We start from the raw sequence: 19,306 nt of genomic DNA, 5'->3' as shown, positions 1-19,306 counted from the left end.
TCAGATCTCCACTTGTGCGCCCAGCTCGACCAGGCGGTTGCCGGGGATGCGGAAGAAGCCGGTGGCCGGGGCGGCGTTGCGATGCATCAGCGCGAACAGCTTGTCGCGCCAGATCGGCATGCCGCGGTTGGCGCTGGCCACGATGGTCTCGCGGCTGGCGAAGAAGGTGGTGTCCATCGGGTCGAAATGGATGCCGCCCTGGTCACAGGAACGCATCAGCGCCAGCGGCACGTCCGGCGTTTCCATGAAGCCGAAGCGCACATAGACGCGGTAGAACTCGTCGCCGATCGACTCGATCTGCAGGCGCTTGTCCGCCGGCGCGTACGGGATCGGCAAGGTGTCGACGTTGAGGAAGATGTTGCGCTCGTGCAGCACCTTGTTGTGCTTGAGGTTGTGCATCAGCGCATGCGGCACCACCATCGGGTCGGCGGTGAGGAACACCGCCATGCCCGGCACGCGCGCCGGCGGGGCCAGCATCAGTCCCGGCAGGAAGCTGTCGATGCGGATGCCGTCCTTGCGGATTTCCTCGCGCAGCAGCGCGCGGCCGCGGCGCCAGGTGCGCATCAGGGTGAACACCACGATGCCCAGCGCCAGCGGGAACCAGGCACCCTGCAACAGCTTGGCGCCGTTGGCGATGACGAAGGCCAGCTCGATGAAGAAGAACACCACGCACAGCGGCAGCACCCAGTTGCGCCAGCGCGGCCACAACGAGCGCGCCACCAGCGCCAGCAGCAGGGTGTCGATCAGCATGGTCATCGACACCGAGATGCCGTAGGCCACCGCCAGATTGGTGGAACTGCGGAAGATCAGCACCAGCGCGATCACCATCACCATCAGCAGCCAGTTGATGCCGGGCACGTAGATCTGGCCGATGGTGGTGCGCGAGGTGTGCTTGATCAGCATGCGCGGGATGTAACCCAGCTGCATCGCCTGGCGGGCCACCGAATAGGCGCCGGTGATGACCGCCTGCGACGCGATCACGGCCGCCAGCGTGGCCAGGATGATCATCGGATACAGCGCCCAGCCCGGCACCGCTTCGAAGAACGGGTTCTTCAGTGCGGAGGGGTGATTGAGCACCAGCGCGCCCTGCCCCAGGTAGTTGAGCAGCAGCATCGGCAACACGAAGAAATACCAGCCATGGCGGATCGGCTTGGCGCCGAAGTGGCCCATGTCCGCGTACAGCGCCTCGCCGCCGGTCACCGCCAGCACCACCGCGCCCAGGATGAACACCCCGTGCCAGCCGTGCTCCATGAAGAAGCGGATCGCCCACCAGGGATTGAAGGCCTTCATCACTTCCGGTGCGTCGACGATGTTCCAGGCGCCGATCGCCCCCAGCGACAGGAACCACAGGCAGGTGATCGGGCCGAACACCTTGCCGACCTTTTCGGTGCCGAAGCGCTGCACCATGAATACCACCAGCAGCACGATCACGGTGATCGGCACGATGAAGGGATGCAGGCTGGGCGCGGCGATTTCCAGGCCTTCGACCGCGCCCATCACCGAGATCGCCGGGGTGATCACGCCATCGCCGAAGAACAGCGAGGCGCCGAAGATGCCGAGAATGCCGACCACGTACGCCGAGCGCGACCCGCTGCGCAGGGTGCGCTGGGTCAGCGCCATCAAGGCCATGATGCCGCCCTCGCCCTCGTTGTCGGCGCGCATGATGATGGTGACGTACTTGAGCGTCACCGTGACCATCAGCGCCCAGAACGCCAGCGACAGCACGCCCAGCACGGTGTCGTGGTCGCTGGTCAGCCCGTAGTGCGGCGAGAACGCCTCCTTGAGGGTGTACAGCGGACTGGTGCCGATATCGCCGAAGACGACGCCGATGGCGCCGATGACCAAGGCCATATGGCTATTGGCAGGCGCATGGCCGTGGCCAGCTGCGGAAGTGGGGGTCTGGGACATGAAGTGGGCAGGGTATCGCCAAGTGGCGTGAAGGAGAGGAGGACGGCGCGGCCTAACGCAGCGCGGCCTGGAGGGCCTTGCGAATGACCGTGGCGACTTCGTCGCCTTCTGCCCCGGCCTCGCGTGCCATGCGTGCGGCCTCGGCCGGCTTGTAACCCAGTTGCTGCAAGGCCACCGTGGCCTCGGACACCGCATCCGGACCGAGCTGGCCGGTGATCGGCGCGCCACTGCTGAAGTCGGCGGCGCGGTCGCGCAGCTCCACCACCATACGCTCGGCGGTCTTCTTGCCGATGCCGGGGATGCGGGTCAGCGCGGTGATGTCGCCGCTGGTGATCAGACGGGCGAACTCGTCCACGCTGACCCCGGACAGCACCGCCAGCGCGATCTTGGCGCCGATGCCGGTGACCTTCTGCACGTCGCGGAACAGCCTGCGCTCGCCTTCGCGCAGGAATCCGTACAGCGACACGCTGTCTTCCTTCTGCGCGTAGTGGGTGAACAGGATCACGTCGCGGCCGACATCGGGCAGGTCGTAGAAGGTGCTCATCGGCGCCTCCAGCTCATACCCCACCCCACCGACATCGATCACCAGCCACGGCGGCTGCTTGTAGGCCAGCAGCCCGCGCAGGCGGCCGATCATTGGGCACCTCCAAGGAGATGCCGGGATTGGGCATTGGGGATTGGGGATTGGTTAGTTCCCTCGCGGCCGCTGACAACGGCCGCGTACAGCCCGATCAGCTCAGCGCGAACGGACCTGCCGTTGCCAATCCCCAATCCCGACTCCCGACTCCCGATTCTCATTTCTTGCGGCTCCAGGCCTGTTGGGTATTGACGCCCAGGCGCTGCGCGGTGGCGCGCACGTGGGCGTGAGTGATGGCGACCGCCAGTGCGTCGGCGGCGTCGGCCTGCAGCTTGCCTTTCAGGTTGAGCATGATGCCGACCATGTGCTGCACCTGCACCTTGTCCGCCCCGCCCTTGCCGACCAGCGCCAGCTTGATCTCGGTGGCAGCGTACTCGTGCACCGGCAGATCGCGCAGCACCACCGCGCAGATCGCCGCGCCGCGCGCGTGGCCGAGCTTGAGCGCGGAATCGGCGCTCTTGCCCATGAACACCTTCTCGATCGCCACTTCCTGCGGCCGGTAGGTCTCGATCACCTCGCCCAGCCCGTGCAGCAGGCGCTTGAGCCGCTGCGCGAAGTCGCCCTCGCCCAGCAGCACCAGCGGCGCATGATAGACATGCCGGCTGCGACCGCTCTCATCAACGTCGATGATGCCGAGCCCGGTGCGCTGGGAGCCGGGATCGATGCCGAGGATGCGGGTCATCGAAACGCCGGGATTGGGGATTCGGGATTCGGGATTGGTGACGCACCTGCCGTGCGGCGATCGCATTGCTGTTGCGAATCCCGAATAACGAATCCCGCCATCCCGGCCATCATCAGGCGCCAAGCGCCGCTTGATCGACGTTCGAATAGACGTCCTGGACGTCGTCCAGGTCTTCGAGCATGTCGAGCAGCTTGCGGACCTGCACGGCGGTGTCGCCGTCGACGGCGATGTCGTTTTCGGCGCGGAAGGTGATTTCGGCGTGTGCCGGCTCCAGGCCGGCGGCGGTCAGCGCCTGCTTGACCTGGGCGAAGGCGTCCGGGGCGGTCAGCACGTCGATGGCGCCGTCTTCCGGGTAGACCACCACATCGTCGGCGCCGGCTTCGATCGCCGCGTCGGTGAGGGTGTCTTCGTCGGTGCCGGCGGCAAAGCTCAGCACGCCCAGGCGCTTGAACATGAAGGCCACCGAGCCATCCGTGCCCATGTTGCCGCCGCACTTGCTGAAGGCATGGCGCACGTCGGCCACCGCGCGCACGCGGTTGTCGGTCAGGCAGTCCACGATCACCGCCACGCCGCCGGGGGCGTAGCCCTCGTAGCGCACTTCCTCGTACTCCACGCCTTCCAGCTCGCCGGTGGCTTTCTTGATGGCGCGCTCGATCACGTCCTTGGACATGTTCGCCGACAGACCCTTGTCCACCGCCACGCGCAGGCGCGGGTTGTTGGACGGATCGCCACCGCCGCCGCGCGCGGCGACGCTGATCTCGCGAATGATCTTGGTGAACATCTTGCCGCGCTTGGCGTCGGAGGCGTTCTTGCGGCCTTCGATGGAGGGGCCTCTACCCATGGGTGGTTCCAGACTGGCTTGGATGACAGGGCGCGGATTTTACCTGATTGCTCGCCCGCACCGGGGCGGCGGCGTTCAGTGGCGGAACCGGCCCTGGCGCAGGAAGCGCAGCACCTGCTGCGCGGCCTCGGGCGAGCGCAACAGGCCGCTGTGGCTGGCCTGCACCACGCAATGGTCGCGCAGCCCGGGCAGGCGGGTTTCGGCCAGCGCCACGGTGCCGTCCGAGCCGCCGTCCAGCGGCGCCAGCCATTGCCCCACCCCGCGCGCGACGGTGCCGGCGATCTGGCCGATCTCCGCCTCGCCCTGCCATTGCACGACACCGTGCTGCAGCAAGGCCGCGCTGCGCCCCAGCGCCCAGCGCCCGCCGCGGCGGGCCAGGCCGCGCGCGGCGGCGCTGCCGCACAACGGCGAGCCCAGACAGACCACGCGGCGCACCGGCAATTCGGGCGCGGCGCGCAGGGCCTGCAGCGCAACCAGGCCGCCCAGGCTGTGGCAGACCAGCAATTGCGCGCCGGTCGCCTGCAGGCGTTCGATCAGCCGTGGCACGGCACGTTCGGGTCCGCCGAGCACGCTGGCGTAGCCGAACAGCGCCGGCGCCAGGCCCTCGGCACGCAGCCGGCGCGCGAGCGGCAACAGCCAGTGCGCGGTGTTCCAGATGCCGTGCACCAGCAGCACGTCGGCGGTCGCGGCGCTCGCCCGCTCACGCAGGATGCGTTGGGAGTGACCCGGGATGAACGAGGATGCGCCGGACGCGGACGTCATGACCGCGACTTGGCGCCGGCTTCAGGTGAGCGCGACGGCGTGCCGGATCTGCAGTGAGTCAGGTGCGCGCGAATCAACGCCACCCGCGCCGGGCCGGCAGACCGGCAACCGATTGGCGCCGACGGCCGTGGTCGCACGCCACACAAGCCGGGCATCGGCGCGCCGTTCAATCGGCCGCAATGCGCGGGGTGCGGCGCAGGATGAATTCGCGGTCGAGGATCTTGCCGACCGGGAAATCGTATTCGCCGACCTTCTCGAACCCGTAGCGGGCGTAGAAGCGCTGCGCGCCGAAATTCTCCGACCACACGCCGATCCACAGCGTGCACGGGCCGTCGCGTTCCAGCCAGTCCAGCGTGGTTTCGAACAGGCGGCTGCCCCAGCCGCTGTTCTGGTAGTCCTTCAACAGATACAGCCGCTTGAGCTCACCGTCGCCGGGACGCACGTCCTGATGCGGCAGCCCGCAGGGGCCGGCGGCAGCGTGGCCGACCAGCAGGTTGTCCATCTCCAGCAGCCAGATCGCATAGTCCGGGTGCGCCAGCACGATGCGCGCGCGCTCGACCGCATAGGTCTCCTGCAGGAAGCCGTGCAGATCCTCCTGCGGGTAGAGATGCCCGAAGGTTTCGGTAAAGGTCTGCGCAGCCAGCAGCGACAAGGCTTCGGCATCGTCCGGTGTGGCGCGGCGGATGCGGGTCATGCGGGCTTCTCTTGCCGGGTGGACGTGGCAGCTTCGCGCATGCGGTGGTGGGGTCGCAAGCGGGGATTCGGGATTCGGGATTCGGGATTCGGGATTCGGGATTCGGGAATCGGGAATCGGGAATCGGGAATCGGAAGAGCATCTGCGATCCGATACGCGTTTGCGGGCCGGCGCGGCGTGGACTGCGCGCAGTGCGTTGTTGAGGGCGAGCGCGGGGCAAGGCCCTGCGTCGCGGCTGCGGCAGACGCCGCCGGCGTGGGCATCGATCGTTGAGCGGGGGCGCGATGCGCCCGCGCCATCCCTGCATGCGACACGCTGCGCGGCGCAGCGTGCCGGATGCACGGCCACGCTGGGGTGGCCGTGTGGGCGGCAGGTCAGACCTGCTTGGGGCGTACCTGCACGTGCACTTCGGCCAGCTGATCGGCGGCGATCGGCGACGGGGCGTCGGTCATCAGGTCCTGCGCGCCGGTGGTCTTGGGGAACGGGATGACGTCGCGGATGGAGTCGGTGCCTGCCATCAGCGCCGCGATGCGGTCGATGCCGAAGGCGATGCCGCCGTGCGGCGGCGCGCCGTAGTTGAGCGCATCCAGCAGGAAGCCGAACTTGGCGCGCGCTTCCTCGGCGCCGATGCCGAGCAGTTCGAACACCGCGCTCTGCATGTCCGGGCGGTGGATACGGATCGAGCCGCCGCCGATTTCGTTGCCGTTGAGCACCATGTCGTAACCGCGCGAGACCGCCGTGCGGGCATTGGCGCGCAGGTCGGCGATGTCGTCCACCGCCGGCGCGGTGAAGGGGTGATGCAGGGCGACGTAGCGCTGCGCCTCCTCGTCCCACTCGAACATCGGGAAATCGGTGACCCACAGCGGCGCCCAGCCATCGGCGATCAGGTTGAAATCCTTGCCGGCCTTCAGGCGCAGCGCGCCCATGAAGTCGGACACCTTGTTGTAGCCGCCGGCACCGAAGAACACGATGTCGCCGTTGCCGGCCCCGACGTGCTTGAGCAGCGCAGCGAAGGCGTCTTCGCTAAAGAACTTGGCGATCGGCGAGCTGACTTCGCCACTCTCCGACAGTTTGACGTAGGCCAGGCCCTTGGCGCCGTACTTGGCAGCGTGGGCGGCGTATTCGTCGATCTGTTTGCGCGACAGCGTGGCGCCGCCGGGGATGCGCAGCGCGGCCACGCGGCCGTCGGCATCGTTGGCGGCGGCGGTGAACACCGGGAACTCGCTGGTCTTGACCAGTTCGGCCACGTCGACCAGTTCCAGCGCGATGCGCAGGTCCGGCTTGTCCGAGCCATAGCGACGCATCGCCTCGGCCCAGGTCATGCGCGGGAACTGCGCGGCCAGTTCGACGTCCACCACTTCGGCGAAGATGGCACGGATCATGTCTTCGACGAAATCCTGCACGTCGCGCTCGCGCACGAAGGCGAATTCCATGTCGAGCTGGGTGAATTCCAGCTGGCGGTCGGCGCGCAGCGCTTCGTCGCGGAAGCAACGCGCGATCTGGTAATAGCGGTCGAAGCCGGCCACCATCAGGATCTGCTTGAACAGCTGCGGGCTCTGCGGCAAGGCGTAGAACTCGCCCGGATGCATCCGCGCCGGCACCAGGAAGTCGCGCGCGCCTTCCGGGGTGGCCTTGGTCAGGATCGGGGTTTCGATGTCCTGGAAATCGCGTGCGTCCAGGTGCCGGCGCAGCGCCTGCACCAGCTTGATGCGGGTGCGCTGCATGCGCTGCATTTCCGGACGGCGCAGGTCCAGATAGCGGTACTTCAGGCGCGTCTCCTCGCCCGGGTTCTCGTGCGCGTGGAACGGCAGCGGCGCGGCCTTGTTGAGGATGCTGATGCGGGTGGCGATCACTTCCACCTTGCCGGTGCGCAGCTTGTCGTTGACCGCGTGCCGCGCACGCACCACACCTTCGACCTGCAGCACGTCCTCGTAGCCAAGGCTAGCGGCCACCTTGAACAGCTCGGCGCTGGCGTCGTCGCCTGCGACCGGTTCGACCGTCACCTGCACGATGCCTTCGTGGTCGCGCAGGTCGATGAAGCACACCCCGCCCAGGTTGCGGGCCACGTCGGTCCAGCCGGCGAGAGTGACGGTTTGGCCGATCAAGGTCTCGTCGACCAGGCCGCAGAAGTGGGTACGCATCGAAAGCTCCGCTGAAAAACCCGACACAGGACAGCGCCGGAGAGCCGGATATTCTGGGGCCGGCGGGCGGCAGGAGCAAATCTGCTGGCGCTCATGGCCGCTTAAGTCAGTGCCCGGCTGAATAGGCGCCAGACCCTTCCGCACCAAGGACGCCACGATGCTGCGCACCGCCCTGCTGCTCTCCGGCTTCGGCCTGATCACCCTGACCGGCCTGCTGACCAGCGCGCCTGCCGCTGCGCAGGACCGCGGCTGGAACGGCCCCAGCATCACCTGCTCCAGCAACGACAACCGTCGCCGCGAGTGCGATACGCCGTTCCGCGGCCGCGCGGTACTGGTCGAAAACATCTCCGGCACGCGCTGCATCGAAGGCCGCAACTGGGGCAGCGAGCGCGGCCGCGTCTGGGTCGACAACGGCTGCCGCGCGCGCTTTGTCGATGGCCGCAACGGCGGCGGCTGGGGCGGCAACGGTGGACCCGGCGGCGGGGTGGCCGGCACGGTGCGCTGCGAGAGCAACGACCAGCGCCAGAAGATCTGCGACACCGGCTGGCGCCGCGCCATGCTGGTGCGCCAGCTGTCCAATGCGCCCTGCGTGGAAGGCCGCAACTGGCGCCAGGACGGGGGCCGGATCTGGGTGGACGACGGCTGCCGGGGCGAGTTTGCACAGGCACGCGGCGGCGGCTGGGACCGGGGTGACGGCGGCTACGGTGGCCGCGACGACCGCCCGCGCAACGATTACGCCATCACCTGCGCCAGCGACGACCGCCGTCTGCGTACCTGCGGCTGGGATGGCCGCTATGGCCGCCCGGTGCTGACCCGCCAGCTGTCCGACACCCGTTGCGAAGAAGGCCGCAGCTGGGGGTACGACGAGCGCCGCGCGACGGTGTGGGTCAACGATGGTTGCCGGGCACGCTTCGAGGCGCGTTGAAGCAGCGAACAGGCGCGCCGCGCGCGGCTGGGTCCAGGGGTTGGGACTTCCGCCCTGCCAGCGGCTGCGGCGCGCTGGTCCGGCTCAGGCGGGGTCGGCCGCGGGCTTGGCAGCAGGCTTGCTCTCGGCGGCGGCCGCCGGCTTGGCATCGCCACCGGCGCTGCTGCTCTCGGTGAGGTTTTTCTTCTTCTCGCCCGCCGACTTGAAGTCGGTCTCATACCAGCCGCTGCCGGACAGACGGAACGAGGGCGCGGTGATCTGGCGCTTGATCGTGGCCGCCGCGCAGGCAGGACAGGTCTGCGGATCGGGGTCGGCCATCTTCTGCAGGCGGTCGAAGGCGTGACCGCAGGTGGTGCACTGGAAACCGTAGATGGGCATGGCAGGATCAGCTGAAGACGATGCGGGGCGCAGATTCTAGACGGATGCGGGCGGGCAGGTGCAGTGGGCCGTCTGCGACCCTGCACGCGCGCGAACATCTTGCGGGTGAGAGACATCGATCGATGGTGGCTGGGTGGCGCTTGCGCGCCAGGTGCGCTCGCTCGACATCGCCGTTCCAATCGGCAGAAACACGAGGTCGGAGTGTCGCGCGCGTATCGAAGGTAGCAGCCTACGCATCGAGCAGTCATCAAATCGGCGTGATCTCGCGAACCGCGCAGAGAGATGAGGCAACCATCCCGCACGCCACAAACTCACGCTTTGCATCGGCCTGACCTCACACCGGCCGCTATCGAGAGCCACTGAGCCAGGTCGTTTCGATCAAGCCGCACAATCCGGGCTGCTACACTCGAACACGTGATCGACGCGCCTCTCCCCCCACGAGGACCGCATCCATGTTGCGGCTGACTGCCTTATTGCTGGGCGTTGCCCTGTTGCTAACCGGCAGCGGGCTGCTCGGCACCTTGCTTGCCGTGCGCGGTGGCCAGGCCGGTTTCGATGCGCGTGCGCTGGGCCTGATCATGTCCGGGTATTTCGCCGGCTTCTTTCTCGGCACCTTTTTCGCACCGCCGCTGATTCGGCGTATCGGGCATATCCGCGCATTCGCCTTTTACGCGGCGCTGGCGGCGATTGCCGTGTTGCTGCATCCGATCTGGTTGAACGCCTGGGGCTGGGGCCTGCTGCGCCTGGTCACCGGCGCGGCACTGGTCGGTCTGTACACGGTGATCGAAAGCTGGCTCAACGCCGAGCCGGACGCGCGTCGGCGCAGTCGGGTGTTCTCGGTGTACATGGCGATCAACCTGTCGGCGTTGGCGCTGGGCCAGATCCTGCTCACTGCAGGCGATGCGGGCGCACCGGCGATGTTCACGCTGACGGCAATCCTGATCTGTGCGGCGGTGATGCCGGTGATGACCACGCGCCTGATTCCGCCCGAAGTGCCGCACGTCTCGCGGCTGCGCCTGAAAACGCTGTATGCGTTGGCGCCGGTGGCGACCATCGGCGCGGGACTGTCGGGCCTGGCGATGGGGGCGTTCTGGGGCTTGTTGCCGGTGTACGCCAACCGCATCGGGCTGGATGCCGATGGCGTGGCGATGTTCATGCTCACCGCCATCATCGGCGGCGCGGTGTTGCAGTGGCCGATCGGGCGCATCAGCGATGGCCATGACCGGCGCATCGGCCTGGTCACGATCAGCGTGCTGGCAGCCGGCATTGCGATCGCCGCCGCGGTACCGATGGTGCAGGCACAGACACACCTGTTGTTCGTGCTGTTCTTCGTCTACGGCGGGTTGGCGTTCTCGCTGTATCCGTTTGCGGTGGCGCACATGCTCGACTACCTGCCGCGCGAAGATCTGCTCTCCGGCTGCAGCAGCCTGCTGCTGGTGCATGGCGTGGGCGCAGCGATCGGTCCGGCCCTGGCCGGCGGCGCAATGCAGAAATTCGGACCAGCGGCACTACCGGTGTATTTCGCGGTGATGCTGCTGGCGCTGTCCGGATTTACGCTGACCCGCCTGCTGCGCTTCACGCGCCGCCGCACCCATCCGATCTCGTTCCGCCCGATGCTGCGCACCACGCCATCGGCGCTGGAGTTGATGCCGGAAACACAACAGGCCGAAGCACCGCCGCACGTCAAGGGCGGCTGACACACCTGTTTCGCCGTCGTCAGTCGCTGCGCTGCTAATCATGTGATCTGCGGCGTTGCTGCAGGGGCGCCCTTGCCCGCCCACCATCGCGGGGGCGCCGCACGGCGGAGCAGCTGGTGGAGGACTTTTTGGATGGATCAGCTATCGAGCGGTCTATCTGTTGCTTGGCTGCAAGGCCCTTGCTCGCCCACCATCGCGGGACACGCCGCAAGGCAGAGCAGATGGTGGAGGACTTTTTGGATGGATCAGCTATGGAGCGGTCTATCTGCCGCTTGGCTGCAAGGCCCTTGCCCGCCCACCATCGCGGGACACGCCGCAAGTACGTCCTTGTAGGCTCTTACGCGGCATCCATGCCGCGTAAGGTCCCGCGACGGTGAGCGGACAAGGACCAGTCAAGTTGGTCGGTGTGCATGGTTAAGAGCAGTGCGTGATGCGCGTTGCTCGATACTGGTGTGCCGCTCGAAGCCCGACACACGTGCGACGACCGACTTTTCAAGCGACTACCAACCAACTTCCTGGTGCGGTGTTCCTTACCGGTTGCGGGCCCCTCGGCGGCATGGATGCCGCCAAGGGGCCTCCACGGACGGATTCACGGCGTGTCCCGCAAGTGGTGAGGGCACCGCGCACTCGACTTACCAGGCTCTTGACCTGAGCACTTGAGTGCATCTACAACAACGCGACGACTCGAAACCGCTTGTCTTGAAGTGGAGACAACGCCGCGACACGAAACTCCGGGTGTCTTGCAACAGCGCGGCCCGGAAACATCCAGACAGCGCTGAATCGCCATCGTCCCGACGTTAGGACTTCCCAAGTCCATCTGGTGATCCCGGCCACACCTTTAGCGCGGTCATCATCACGCAATGCAAGCGCGGCAGTCTTTGCGGACCCTCCCCGCTTGTTGGATTGCAATGGATTCGACGTCCTCCTCGCGCGTGCGCCGTCCGGCCACGCTCGCCTTGTTGCTGGTTCCGCTCACCCTGCCCGCTTATGCGCAACAAGTCCCCGATGGCGCAGCGTCTGGCCCGGCTGCGGCCGAACCGGGTAGCGCTGGCGAACAGGTGTCCACGCTGGACCAGGTGCAGGTGGTCGGCCAGGCGATGACGTATTCCAAGACCAACGTCAGCAAGGAAATGCTGGACCGCCAGTTCGTGCTCGGCAGCGTCAACGATGCGCTCAACGAACTGCCCGGCGTGGTGGTCACCGAGGCCGATGCCTTCGGCTCGTCGGATTGGGGCACCCAGATCAGCATGCGCGGCTTTGTCAGCAACCGCGATACCCAGCAGATCGGCACCACCATCGATGGCGTGCCCAATGGCGGTTCGGCGTATGGCGGCGGCTCCAAGGCCAACCGTTTCATCGACATGCCGGACCTGGAAACGGTGGAAGTCAGCCAGGGCACCGCTGACATCGCCTCGCGCTCCAACGAAGCGCTGGGCGGCACCTTGAACTATCTCACCGGCGAGCCGCTGGAAGAGCAGCGCGTGCGCGTGATCGGCGGCATCGGCGACAACCAGGCGCGCAAGTATTACGCGCGCTACGACACCGGCCTGCTCGGCGGCAACACACGCGCCTGGGTCAGCGGCTCGTCCGCACGCAACGACGATTGGATCGACGGCAGCGGCCACACCAGTCGCGATCACCTGGCCGGCAAGTTCGTCAGCATCCTGGACAAGTGGACGCTCAGCGGCTACGCCTCCTACGACGATGCCGACGAATCCGAATACACCAGCGTGACACCCGAGCAGTTCGCGCGCGACCCCGAGCACGATCTGTTGACCGGCACGCTCACCGGCATCCCGTACCTGGACCAGAACTACCGCTCCGGCTCGCGTGCGCTGCGCAAGAACACCTTTGGCTACCTGCGTGGCGCCTTCGATGGCGGCAACGGCTTCAAGACCACGCTGACCGGCTATGCGCATCGCATGCAGGGCCGCGGCGACTGGATTCCGCCGTATCTGGTCGATGTCACCAACGATGGCGCCGGCGCGCCGGAATCCGAAGCGCGCGGCGGCAACACCGTGTACGCCGGCAGCGACCTGGGCAAGCTGTATTACCTCACGCCCGGCGGCGCGGCCGCGACCATGCTGGCCGGCTGCGCCGGCAGCGATGCGGTGCCGGCCGAATCCAACCCGGCGTGCTATCCGGCCGGCTCGGTGCCGGTGCAGTCGTATCGGCACAGCCACTACGACAACCACCGCGCTGGCGCGATGGCCGATGTGGAATGGCGCGCCGATCTCGGCGCCATCGACAACACCGTGCGCGCCGGCGCCTGGCTGGAGCGCTACGACCGCAGTGTCACCCGCGACTGGCATCGCCTGCTCAACGTCGGCACCAACATCAGCTTCGATCATCAGCCGTACTGGGTGCAGTTCAAGGACAACTACCAGACCGACGAGCAGATGTATTACGTCGAGGACGTGATGCGCTACGGCGCCTTCGCCTGGCGCGTAGGCGTCAAGCAGTTCTTCGTCGACCAGACCCGCGACCGCCGCATCGGCGATGCGCAGCATGTGGAATCGGATTCGCATTCGGACCCGCTGCTGTCGGCCGGCCTGACCTGGACCACACCGGTGCAGGGCCTGGAAGCCTTTGCAGGTTACTCGCAGAACTTCGCTGCGATTCCGTCCGGCGTGCTCGGCGAGACCGACCCGGTCGCACTGAGCCGCGTGCAACCGGAGACCGCCGACAACGTCGAACTCGGCCTGCGCATCAGCCGCTGGCCGTTGACCGGCAGCGTGACCCTGTACGACATCCGCTTCGACAACCGCATCGTCTATGTGCCGGCCAACTTCGTCACCGGCATCGACTACCTGGGCGAAACCGACGGCGTGTACGAGAACTTCGGCGGCGTGCATGCGCGCGGCGTGGAAGCGGCACTGGGCTATGGCTGGGACAACGGCTGGCGCATCAACGGTGCCTACACCTACAACAAGGCCGATTACCTGGGCAGCGGCGACGCCGCACGCGATACCGCGCTGGAGATCACCCCGGGCGCGCAGGTGATCGGCCAACCGCGCAACACCCTGGTGATGTCGGCGGACTGGCGCGGCCAGGCGTGGCGCTTCGGTGTGTCCGGGCGCTATCTGGGCAAGCGCTACCTGGATGCCTCCAACCGCGCCGCACTCGATGGCGTGACCACCTTCGATGCCAACCTCGGGGTGGAGCTGTCGCAGCTGTCGTCGCAGCTCAAGGGCCTGCAGCTGGCGCTCAACGTCAGCAACCTCACCGACAAACGCTACCTGGAAGGCGTGGACGGCAGCGACAGTGCCTTTATCGCCGCGCCACGCACGGTCGGGCTGACGTTGACGCTGGATCTCTAACGTCGGCGGCGCATTGCCGACCTGCGCGGGATAGGCTTTGCGATGTACTGGAGCGGATCGGGCTGAAGACACGCCACCCGATCCGCCCCCTGCATCGCCTGCCACACAGGTGCAAACGGAGAGGATCGGCGGTGTTGCAAGCGCAAGACAATAAAGCCGCTGACGCGTCGGTTACGCTCAGCCCGCTCCAACGCAGACAGGATGGGAGCGCCAACCAGGTGACACGATGATCGACCTTCCCCGCCGCCGCGTTCTGCAGACCGGGCTTGCCAGTGCCGCCGCCGCGCTGCTGCCCCCCAGCATCGCGCGGGCCGCCGCCATCGCGCCGGACCGCCGCACCGGCACGCTGGAGGATCTGCAGCATGTGGTGATCCTGATGCAGGAAAACCGCGCCTTCGATCATTACTTCGGCAGCCTGCCCGGCGTGCGCGGGTTCGGCGATCGTTTTCCGATTCCCGCACCGCCGCTACCGGGCGCGCCCGCGCGCACGGTGTGGCTGCAGCCCAGCGAGGACGGCCGCCAATGGCTGACGCCGTTCGCGCTGGATACGGCAGCGCAATTCGGCTTCATGCGCGTGCAAGGCACGCCGCATAGCTGGGTGGATGCGCAACGCGCCTGGGATCACGGCCGGCTCGGCCACTGGGCCGCCGCCAAGCACAACCATGCGCTGGGCTATTACCGGCGCGCGGATATTCCGTTCCAGTACGCGCTCGCCGACGCCTTCACCATCTGCGATGCGTACCACGCCTCGATCCAGACCGGCACCAATTCCAATCGCGTGTTCCTGTGGAGCGGCGGCAACGACCCGCAGGCGCGTGCCGGTGGCCCGGTGATCGGCAACTCGCACGACAACTTTGCGGAGCTGGGCGGTTTCCCCGACTCCTACCGCTGGACGACCTACGTCGAGCAGCTACAGAACGCCGGCGTGTCCTGGCAGATTTATCAGGACATGCGCGACAACTTCACCGACAACCCGCTGGCGGGCTTTGCGCCATTCCGGCAGGCCTTCACTGCCGCGCCCGGGCACGATGCGCAACTGCGCGCGCGTGGCGTGAGCACGCGCGGTGTCGAGCAGCTGCGCGCCGATGTGCTGGGCGGGCAACTGCCATCGGTGAGTTTCATCATTGCCGATGCGGCCGGCAGCGAACACCCTGATCCCTCCAGCCCAGCGCAAGGCGCAGCCTACACTGCACGCGTGCTGGATGCGCTCACCGCCGACCCGCAGGTATGGAGCCGCACCGCACTGCTGCTGATGTTCGACGAGAACGACGGCTTTTTCGATCACATGCCGCCGCCGGCGCCGCCGTCGCCGGACCCACGCGCGGCCGGCGGCCTTGCCGGCGCATCCAGCATCGCCACCGACGACGATTACCACCGCCACCCGGCACCGGGCGAACAGAAAGTGGATCTGCCCGAGCTGCGCGGCCGCCCCTATGGCCTGGGTCCGCGCGTGCCGCTGTACGTGATCTCGCCGTGGAGCCGCGGCGGCTGGGTGGACTCGCAGGTGTACGACCACACATCGGTATTGCGGCTGCTGGAACGCCGCTTCGGCGTGCCCGCACCGGAGATCACACCGTGGCGGCGCGCAGTCTGTGGCGACCTGGTCAATGCGTTCGATTTCCGCACGGCCGATGCGCGCCCGTTCGCCGCGGCGCTGCCCGATGTCAGCGCGACCGCAGCGCGCGCGGCAGCCCTGCGCGAACACGCACTGCCGCCCTTGCCTGCCGCGTTGCAACCGCCGCAGCAGCCCTTGGGTACACGCCGTTCGCGGGCGCTGCCGTATCGCCAAAGCGTGGAACTGGCCGCGTTGCCCGAGCGTGGCCAGGTGAAGCTGCGCATGTCCAACGCGGGCGCTGCGGTGGTCCTGCATGTCTACGACCGCTTCGATCTTGCGGCGATTCCGCGCCGTTACACCGTAGGGAGCGGCGCAGCAGTGGACGCCACGTGGACCACCGACGATGGCCGTTACGATCTGTGGTTGCTCGGCCCCAACGGATTCCATCGTCACTACCGTGGCGATCTGAGTGCACCGTTGCTGGTGACCGAGATCACCCCGGATGCAAACGATCCCGCGGCTGTGTTGTTATCGCTGCGCAATGCCGGCAGCACTGTCGTGCAGGTGGAGCTGCAACCGGCCGCATATTCAGCCGCGCAGCCGCACGAGCGCCTGAGCGTTGCACCCGGCACCACCGAGCGGCGCCGTTGGAAAGCGGCGGCAACTGGCGGCTGGTACGACCTGTGGGTGCACCACGACGGCTCAGCCCAGCGTCTGGCCGGACGTATCGAAACCGGTGCAGACAGCGTCAGCGATCCAGCCATGGGCGGGCCGGCGCGGCTGCAGCAAGACCTGCCTTTGCCGTTCGGCGCACCCGGCTGAGCCTTGCAGTGAGAACGCAGGCTGCTGCGTGCTCAGCATGCTTGCGCACGGTGCCGCTCAGTGCGCGTCGTCCGCATCCAGCATGCCAATCGTTCCCAACCAGGTTTCCACCACATGCGGCCATTGCGTGATCGGCAATGCGCCCGCGCGCAGACCGAACGCGTGGCCACCTCGGCATAGAGATGCCATTCTGCCGGTACGCCGGCTTGCTTGAGCGCCACGTAGTAGGCCAGCGATTGACTCACGCCAATGCACCGCATCGTCCTCGGCCTACGGCAAGAAGGTTGGCGGCGTCCGCGCAGTGACGGTGCTGTCTGGCCGCAGCGACAGATGGGTAGGATCGCGTGTGGCGCGGTCGTCGTCGTGCGCCCACAGATGGCCCGGATAGACGGCGATGGCAATGACACCCCCTGATGCGCACTGTCGTACCTCGAACAGCTGGCAGGAAACCGTAAGCAGCTTGCGGACTCACACGCGACATGGATCGCGGGAGGCAGCGGGTCGTTGCGCTCACCCCACCATGCTGTCGCGCACCGCGGCCGCCACCGCCTTCAACGCCGCATCGCGCGCATCGCTGTCGACGCTGGCGCCATTCAAGTACGCGGTGAGCAGCAATGGCGCCTTGCCTGCCGGTGGCCAGATGATGGCGATGTCGTTGCGGGTGTCGCTGCCGTTGCTGCCGGTCTTGTCGCCGATCTTCCAGCCGCGCGGCAGGCCGGCGCGCAGGCAGGTATCGCCGGTGCGGTTGTCGATCATCCAGTCGGCCAGCTGCTTGCGCGAGGCCGGTTGCAGCGCGTTGCCGAGCAGCAGGGTGCGCAAGGTGGCGGCCATTGCCGCCGGCGTGGTGGTGTCGCGCGGGTCGCCAGGGGCAAACCGGTTCATCTCCGGCTCGCGGCGGTCGCTGCGGGTGTGCGCATCGCCGATGCCGCGCAGGAAGGCGGTCAGGCCGGCCGGGTTGCCGACCAGCGGAAACAGCAGGTTGGCGGCCGGATTGTCGCTGTAGATCATCGTGGCCCGGCAGAGCTCGGCCACGCTCAGCGCCCCGCCGACATGGCGCTCGGTGACCGGGGCGTGCTCGAGCATGTCGGAGGCGCGGATCTTGACCCGTTGCGCCAGCGTCAGCTTGCCCTGGTCTACCCGCTGCAAGACTGCCGCAGCCAATACAAATTTGAAGGTGCTGCACATCGGAAAGCGCTCGTCTTCGCGCTGGCCGAGGCCCTTGCCGGTGGCGCTGTCGAGCAGGCTGATGCCCAGGCGGCCGCCGGTGCCACGTTCGATTTCCGCCCACTGTGCCCGCAGCACATCGTCCACCGTCATCGCCGGGGTGAGTGCCCATGCAGGTCTGGAGGCCGCAAGCAGCACGCCCGCGCCGGTTGCGTACAAGAATTGTCGACGGTTCAACATGCAGCAGCCTCCCGGTGAGAGCCCGCAGTATCGGCGCATGCCGGCCACCGGACTATTGCGATGTTTCGATCCCTGGCATGAATTGAACTAATCTCTGTGCATGCCCCGGCCCCGTCTTCCGCTCAATGCCCTGCGCGCCTTCGAGGCCGCCGCGCGCCACCAGAACCTGACCCGCGCCGCGAGCGAGCTGTGCGTCAGCCAGGCCGCGCTCAGCCACCAGATCAAGGCGCTGGAGCAGCAACTGGGCAGCAGCCTGTTCCACCGCCTGCCACGCGGTGTGGCGCTCACCGACGAGGGCGCGGCGCTGGCACCGGTGCTCGGCGAGGCCTTCGACCGCATCGCGGCGACCCTGGAGCGCTTTGCCGACGGGCGCTATCGCGAGGTGCTCAGTGTCGGCGTGGTCGGCACCTTCGCGACCGGCTGGCTGCTGCCGCGATTGCCAGCGTTTCATGCCGCGCATCCGGAGATCGAGCTGCGTCTGTCGACTCACAACAACCGGGTCGATCTGGCTGGCGAAGGCCTGGATCTGGCGATCCGTTTCGGCGACGGCGACTGGCAGGGCCAGATCGCCCATGCGCTGATGGAGGCGCCGTTTGCGCCGGTGTGCGCGCCCAGCATGGCGCGGGGCCTGCGCACACCGGCCGATCTGGCCCAGCTGCCGTTATTGCGCTCGTACCGTCTGGACGAATGGCCGCAGTGGTTTCGGGCGGCGGGCGTGGCCGAAGTCGTCGCACGCGGGGCGATGTTCGATTCGTCGTTGACGCTGGCCAGCGCGGCGGCCGCCGGTGCCGGCGTGGCGTTGTTGCCGTTGCCGATGTTTCGCCAGGATCTGGATGCCGGGCGCATGGTCTGCCCGTTCCCGATCCAGATCGACGCCGGACGCTATTGGCTCACCCGGCTGCGCTCGCGCCCGGAAGGCGATGCCGATGCGCGATTGCGCGACTGGCTGACAACGGAGCAACAGCGCTCCGGTTGAGCGAGCCCGCCGCTGCGCTCAGCGGCGCGCGGATGCCGCGATCCCCTGCACCGCCACGCGGCGAAACGCCTCGTAGTGCGCCCTGTCGGCGAACCAGTGCGGGGCGAACAGCTCGAACAAGCGGTCGTTGTGATACAGCAGCAGCACCCGCTCGTTCTCGCGGTAGCGGATGTAATCGGACCAGGGCCGGCGCAGTCGCCCGTCTGCCCAGGTGATCTCCAGCCCGGTCTCGTCCCACGCAAAGGTGTAGGTATGCCGCAGCGCGGCCTGCTGCGCGTGCAGGCGTTTGATCTTCCGCGGCAAGCCCCAGACGTGCAACACCACCAGGCCGATCAAGCCGCCGCCTCCGGCACCGATCAGCATCGGGCCGATGATTTCGCCGGCCCCGATCAGTTGCAGCAACCCCGCCCCGATCAACAGCAGGACCACCAGGATCACAATCAACAGCTTGGCCGTCTGTCGCGCATGCAGGCGCTGCGCGGCTAGATGGTCTTCCAGACTGATGGTGGCGCTGATCATGTTGCCTACCTCCCTGTGCTTGGCCCCACGCGCATCGTAACGCCT

At 67.4% G+C, this 19,306-nt stretch carries 15 protein-coding genes and 1 pseudogene; 5 read left to right on the top strand and 11 right to left on the bottom strand.

Features of this window, described 5'->3' with window-relative positions; genetic code table 11:
* The 7 genes from ABQ137_RS11395 to aspS all read right to left on the bottom strand — a co-directional run bounded on the left by ABQ137_RS11395 (position 1) and on the right by aspS (position 7,665).
* Positions 1-1,908, bottom strand: coding sequence for a potassium transporter Kup (locus ABQ137_RS11395; RefSeq protein ID WP_026064726.1), 1,908 nt, complete (start codon positions 1,906-1,908; stop codon positions 1-3).
* Positions 1,909-1,960: 52 nt separating this feature from the next.
* Positions 1,961-2,545, bottom strand: a complete 585-nt coding sequence (gene ruvA / locus ABQ137_RS11390; protein ID WP_016904121.1) for a Holliday junction branch migration protein RuvA — start codon at positions 2,543-2,545, stop codon at positions 1,961-1,963.
* 157 nt (positions 2,546-2,702) lie between these two features.
* On the bottom strand, positions 2,703-3,227 hold the full coding sequence (gene ruvC, locus ABQ137_RS11385) for a crossover junction endodeoxyribonuclease RuvC (RefSeq protein ID WP_016904120.1): 525 nt from the start codon (positions 3,225-3,227) through the stop codon (positions 2,703-2,705).
* A gap of 112 nt (positions 3,228-3,339) precedes the next feature.
* Entirely contained in the window at positions 3,340-4,068 is a 729-nt protein-coding gene (locus ABQ137_RS11380; RefSeq protein WP_024940614.1) for a YebC/PmpR family DNA-binding transcriptional regulator, read from the bottom strand.
* Positions 4,069-4,143: 75 nt separating this feature from the next.
* Positions 4,144-4,830, bottom strand: coding sequence for an alpha/beta hydrolase (locus ABQ137_RS11375; RefSeq protein ID WP_104600142.1), 687 nt, complete (start codon positions 4,828-4,830; stop codon positions 4,144-4,146).
* A gap of 166 nt (positions 4,831-4,996) precedes the next feature.
* The gene (locus ABQ137_RS11370; protein ID WP_126966252.1) at positions 4,997-5,524 is read right to left on the bottom strand and encodes a GNAT family N-acetyltransferase; all 528 of its coding nucleotides are present in this window, start codon (positions 5,522-5,524) and stop codon (positions 4,997-4,999) included.
* Positions 5,525-5,898: 374 nt separating this feature from the next.
* The gene (gene aspS, locus ABQ137_RS11365) at positions 5,899-7,665 is read right to left on the bottom strand and encodes an aspartate--tRNA ligase (RefSeq protein ID WP_102256041.1); all 1,767 of its coding nucleotides are present in this window, start codon (positions 7,663-7,665) and stop codon (positions 5,899-5,901) included.
* A 157-nt stretch (positions 7,666-7,822) separates the two neighbouring features.
* Between aspS and ABQ137_RS11360 the strand changes: the two genes are divergently transcribed.
* Positions 7,823-8,590 (top strand): DUF3011 domain-containing protein, encoded by a 768-nt coding sequence (locus ABQ137_RS11360; protein WP_349782517.1) that lies wholly within the window; start codon positions 7,823-7,825, stop codon positions 8,588-8,590.
* A gap of 84 nt (positions 8,591-8,674) precedes the next feature.
* Here ABQ137_RS11360 and ABQ137_RS11355 read toward each other — a convergent pair whose 3' ends face one another.
* On the bottom strand, positions 8,675-8,968 hold the full coding sequence (locus tag ABQ137_RS11355; RefSeq protein WP_016904137.1) for an FmdB family zinc ribbon protein: 294 nt from the start codon (positions 8,966-8,968) through the stop codon (positions 8,675-8,677).
* Between the two features lie 452 nt (positions 8,969-9,420).
* Here ABQ137_RS11355 and ABQ137_RS11350 point away from each other — a divergent pair, with 452 nt between their 5' ends.
* The 3 genes from ABQ137_RS11350 (at position 9,421) to ABQ137_RS11340 (ending at position 16,362) form a co-directional block, all read left to right on the top strand.
* Positions 9,421-10,665, top strand: coding sequence for an MFS transporter (locus ABQ137_RS11350; RefSeq protein ID WP_184518184.1), 1,245 nt, complete (start codon positions 9,421-9,423; stop codon positions 10,663-10,665).
* A gap of 908 nt (positions 10,666-11,573) precedes the next feature.
* Entirely contained in the window at positions 11,574-13,985 is a 2,412-nt protein-coding gene (locus ABQ137_RS11345) for a TonB-dependent receptor (protein ID WP_184518181.1), read from the top strand.
* 226 nt (positions 13,986-14,211) lie between these two features.
* Positions 14,212-16,362 (top strand): phosphocholine-specific phospholipase C, encoded by a 2,151-nt coding sequence (locus ABQ137_RS11340; RefSeq protein ID WP_184518178.1) that lies wholly within the window; start codon positions 14,212-14,214, stop codon positions 16,360-16,362.
* A gap of 57 nt (positions 16,363-16,419) precedes the next feature.
* On the opposite strand, the pseudogene ABQ137_RS11335 reads toward ABQ137_RS11340, so the two are convergent.
* A pseudogene (locus tag ABQ137_RS11335) lies at positions 16,420-16,761 on the bottom strand (alpha/beta hydrolase); the annotation flags it as partial.
* Positions 16,762-16,872: 111 nt separating this feature from the next.
* On the bottom strand, positions 16,873-17,766 hold the full coding sequence (gene bla, locus ABQ137_RS11330) for a class A beta-lactamase (protein WP_184518175.1): 894 nt from the start codon (positions 17,764-17,766) through the stop codon (positions 16,873-16,875).
* A 100-nt stretch (positions 17,767-17,866) separates the two neighbouring features.
* Between bla and ampR the strand changes: the two genes are divergently transcribed.
* Positions 17,867-18,742, top strand: coding sequence for a LysR family transcriptional regulator AmpR (ampR, locus tag ABQ137_RS11325; protein WP_184518172.1), 876 nt, complete (start codon positions 17,867-17,869; stop codon positions 18,740-18,742).
* A gap of 18 nt (positions 18,743-18,760) precedes the next feature.
* Here the strand turns inward: ampR and ABQ137_RS11320 are convergent, their stop codons facing one another.
* The gene (locus tag ABQ137_RS11320) at positions 18,761-19,261 is read right to left on the bottom strand and encodes a YcxB family protein (protein ID WP_046343867.1); all 501 of its coding nucleotides are present in this window, start codon (positions 19,259-19,261) and stop codon (positions 18,761-18,763) included.
* Positions 19,262-19,306: the final 45 nt, after the last annotated feature.

Source organism: Xanthomonas sp. WHRI 8393 (genome assembly GCF_040203315.1).
Classification (GTDB): Bacteria; Pseudomonadota; Gammaproteobacteria; order Xanthomonadales; family Xanthomonadaceae; genus Xanthomonas; species Xanthomonas arboricola.
This window is presented reverse-complemented; position numbering and strand designations above follow the sequence as displayed.

Bases quoted from the DNA above. Each gene is read 5' to 3' on its own strand.
- ABQ137_RS11375 (WP_104600142.1), bottom strand. From the start codon at position 4,830: ATGACGTCCGCGTCCGGCGCATCCTCGTTCATCCCGGGTCACTCCCAA.
- bla (WP_184518175.1), bottom strand. From the start codon at position 17,766: ATGTTGAACCGTCGACAATTCTTGTACGCAACCGGCGCGGGCGTGCTG.
- ruvC (WP_016904120.1), bottom strand. From the start codon at position 3,227: ATGACCCGCATCCTCGGCATCGATCCCGGCTCCCAGCGCACCGGGCTC.
- ampR (WP_184518172.1), top strand. From the start codon at position 17,867: ATGCCCCGGCCCCGTCTTCCGCTCAATGCCCTGCGCGCCTTCGAGGCC.
- ABQ137_RS11345 (WP_184518181.1), top strand. From the start codon at position 11,574: ATGGATTCGACGTCCTCCTCGCGCGTGCGCCGTCCGGCCACGCTCGCC.
- ABQ137_RS11360 (WP_349782517.1), top strand. From the start codon at position 7,823: ATGCTGCGCACCGCCCTGCTGCTCTCCGGCTTCGGCCTGATCACCCTG.
- aspS (WP_102256041.1), bottom strand. From the start codon at position 7,665: ATGCGTACCCACTTCTGCGGCCTGGTCGACGAGACCTTGATCGGCCAA.
- ABQ137_RS11355 (WP_016904137.1), bottom strand. From the start codon at position 8,968: ATGCCCATCTACGGTTTCCAGTGCACCACCTGCGGTCACGCCTTCGAC.
- ruvA (WP_016904121.1), bottom strand. From the start codon at position 2,545: ATGATCGGCCGCCTGCGCGGGCTGCTGGCCTACAAGCAGCCGCCGTGG.
- ABQ137_RS11380 (WP_024940614.1), bottom strand. From the start codon at position 4,068: ATGGGTAGAGGCCCCTCCATCGAAGGCCGCAAGAACGCCTCCGACGCC.
- ABQ137_RS11395 (WP_026064726.1), bottom strand. From the start codon at position 1,908: ATGTCCCAGACCCCCACTTCCGCAGCTGGCCACGGCCATGCGCCTGCC.
- ABQ137_RS11370 (WP_126966252.1), bottom strand. From the start codon at position 5,524: ATGACCCGCATCCGCCGCGCCACACCGGACGATGCCGAAGCCTTGTCG.
- ABQ137_RS11340 (WP_184518178.1), top strand. From the start codon at position 14,212: ATGATCGACCTTCCCCGCCGCCGCGTTCTGCAGACCGGGCTTGCCAGT.
- ABQ137_RS11350 (WP_184518184.1), top strand. From the start codon at position 9,421: ATGTTGCGGCTGACTGCCTTATTGCTGGGCGTTGCCCTGTTGCTAACC.
- ABQ137_RS11320 (WP_046343867.1), bottom strand. From the start codon at position 19,261: ATGATCAGCGCCACCATCAGTCTGGAAGACCATCTAGCCGCGCAGCGC.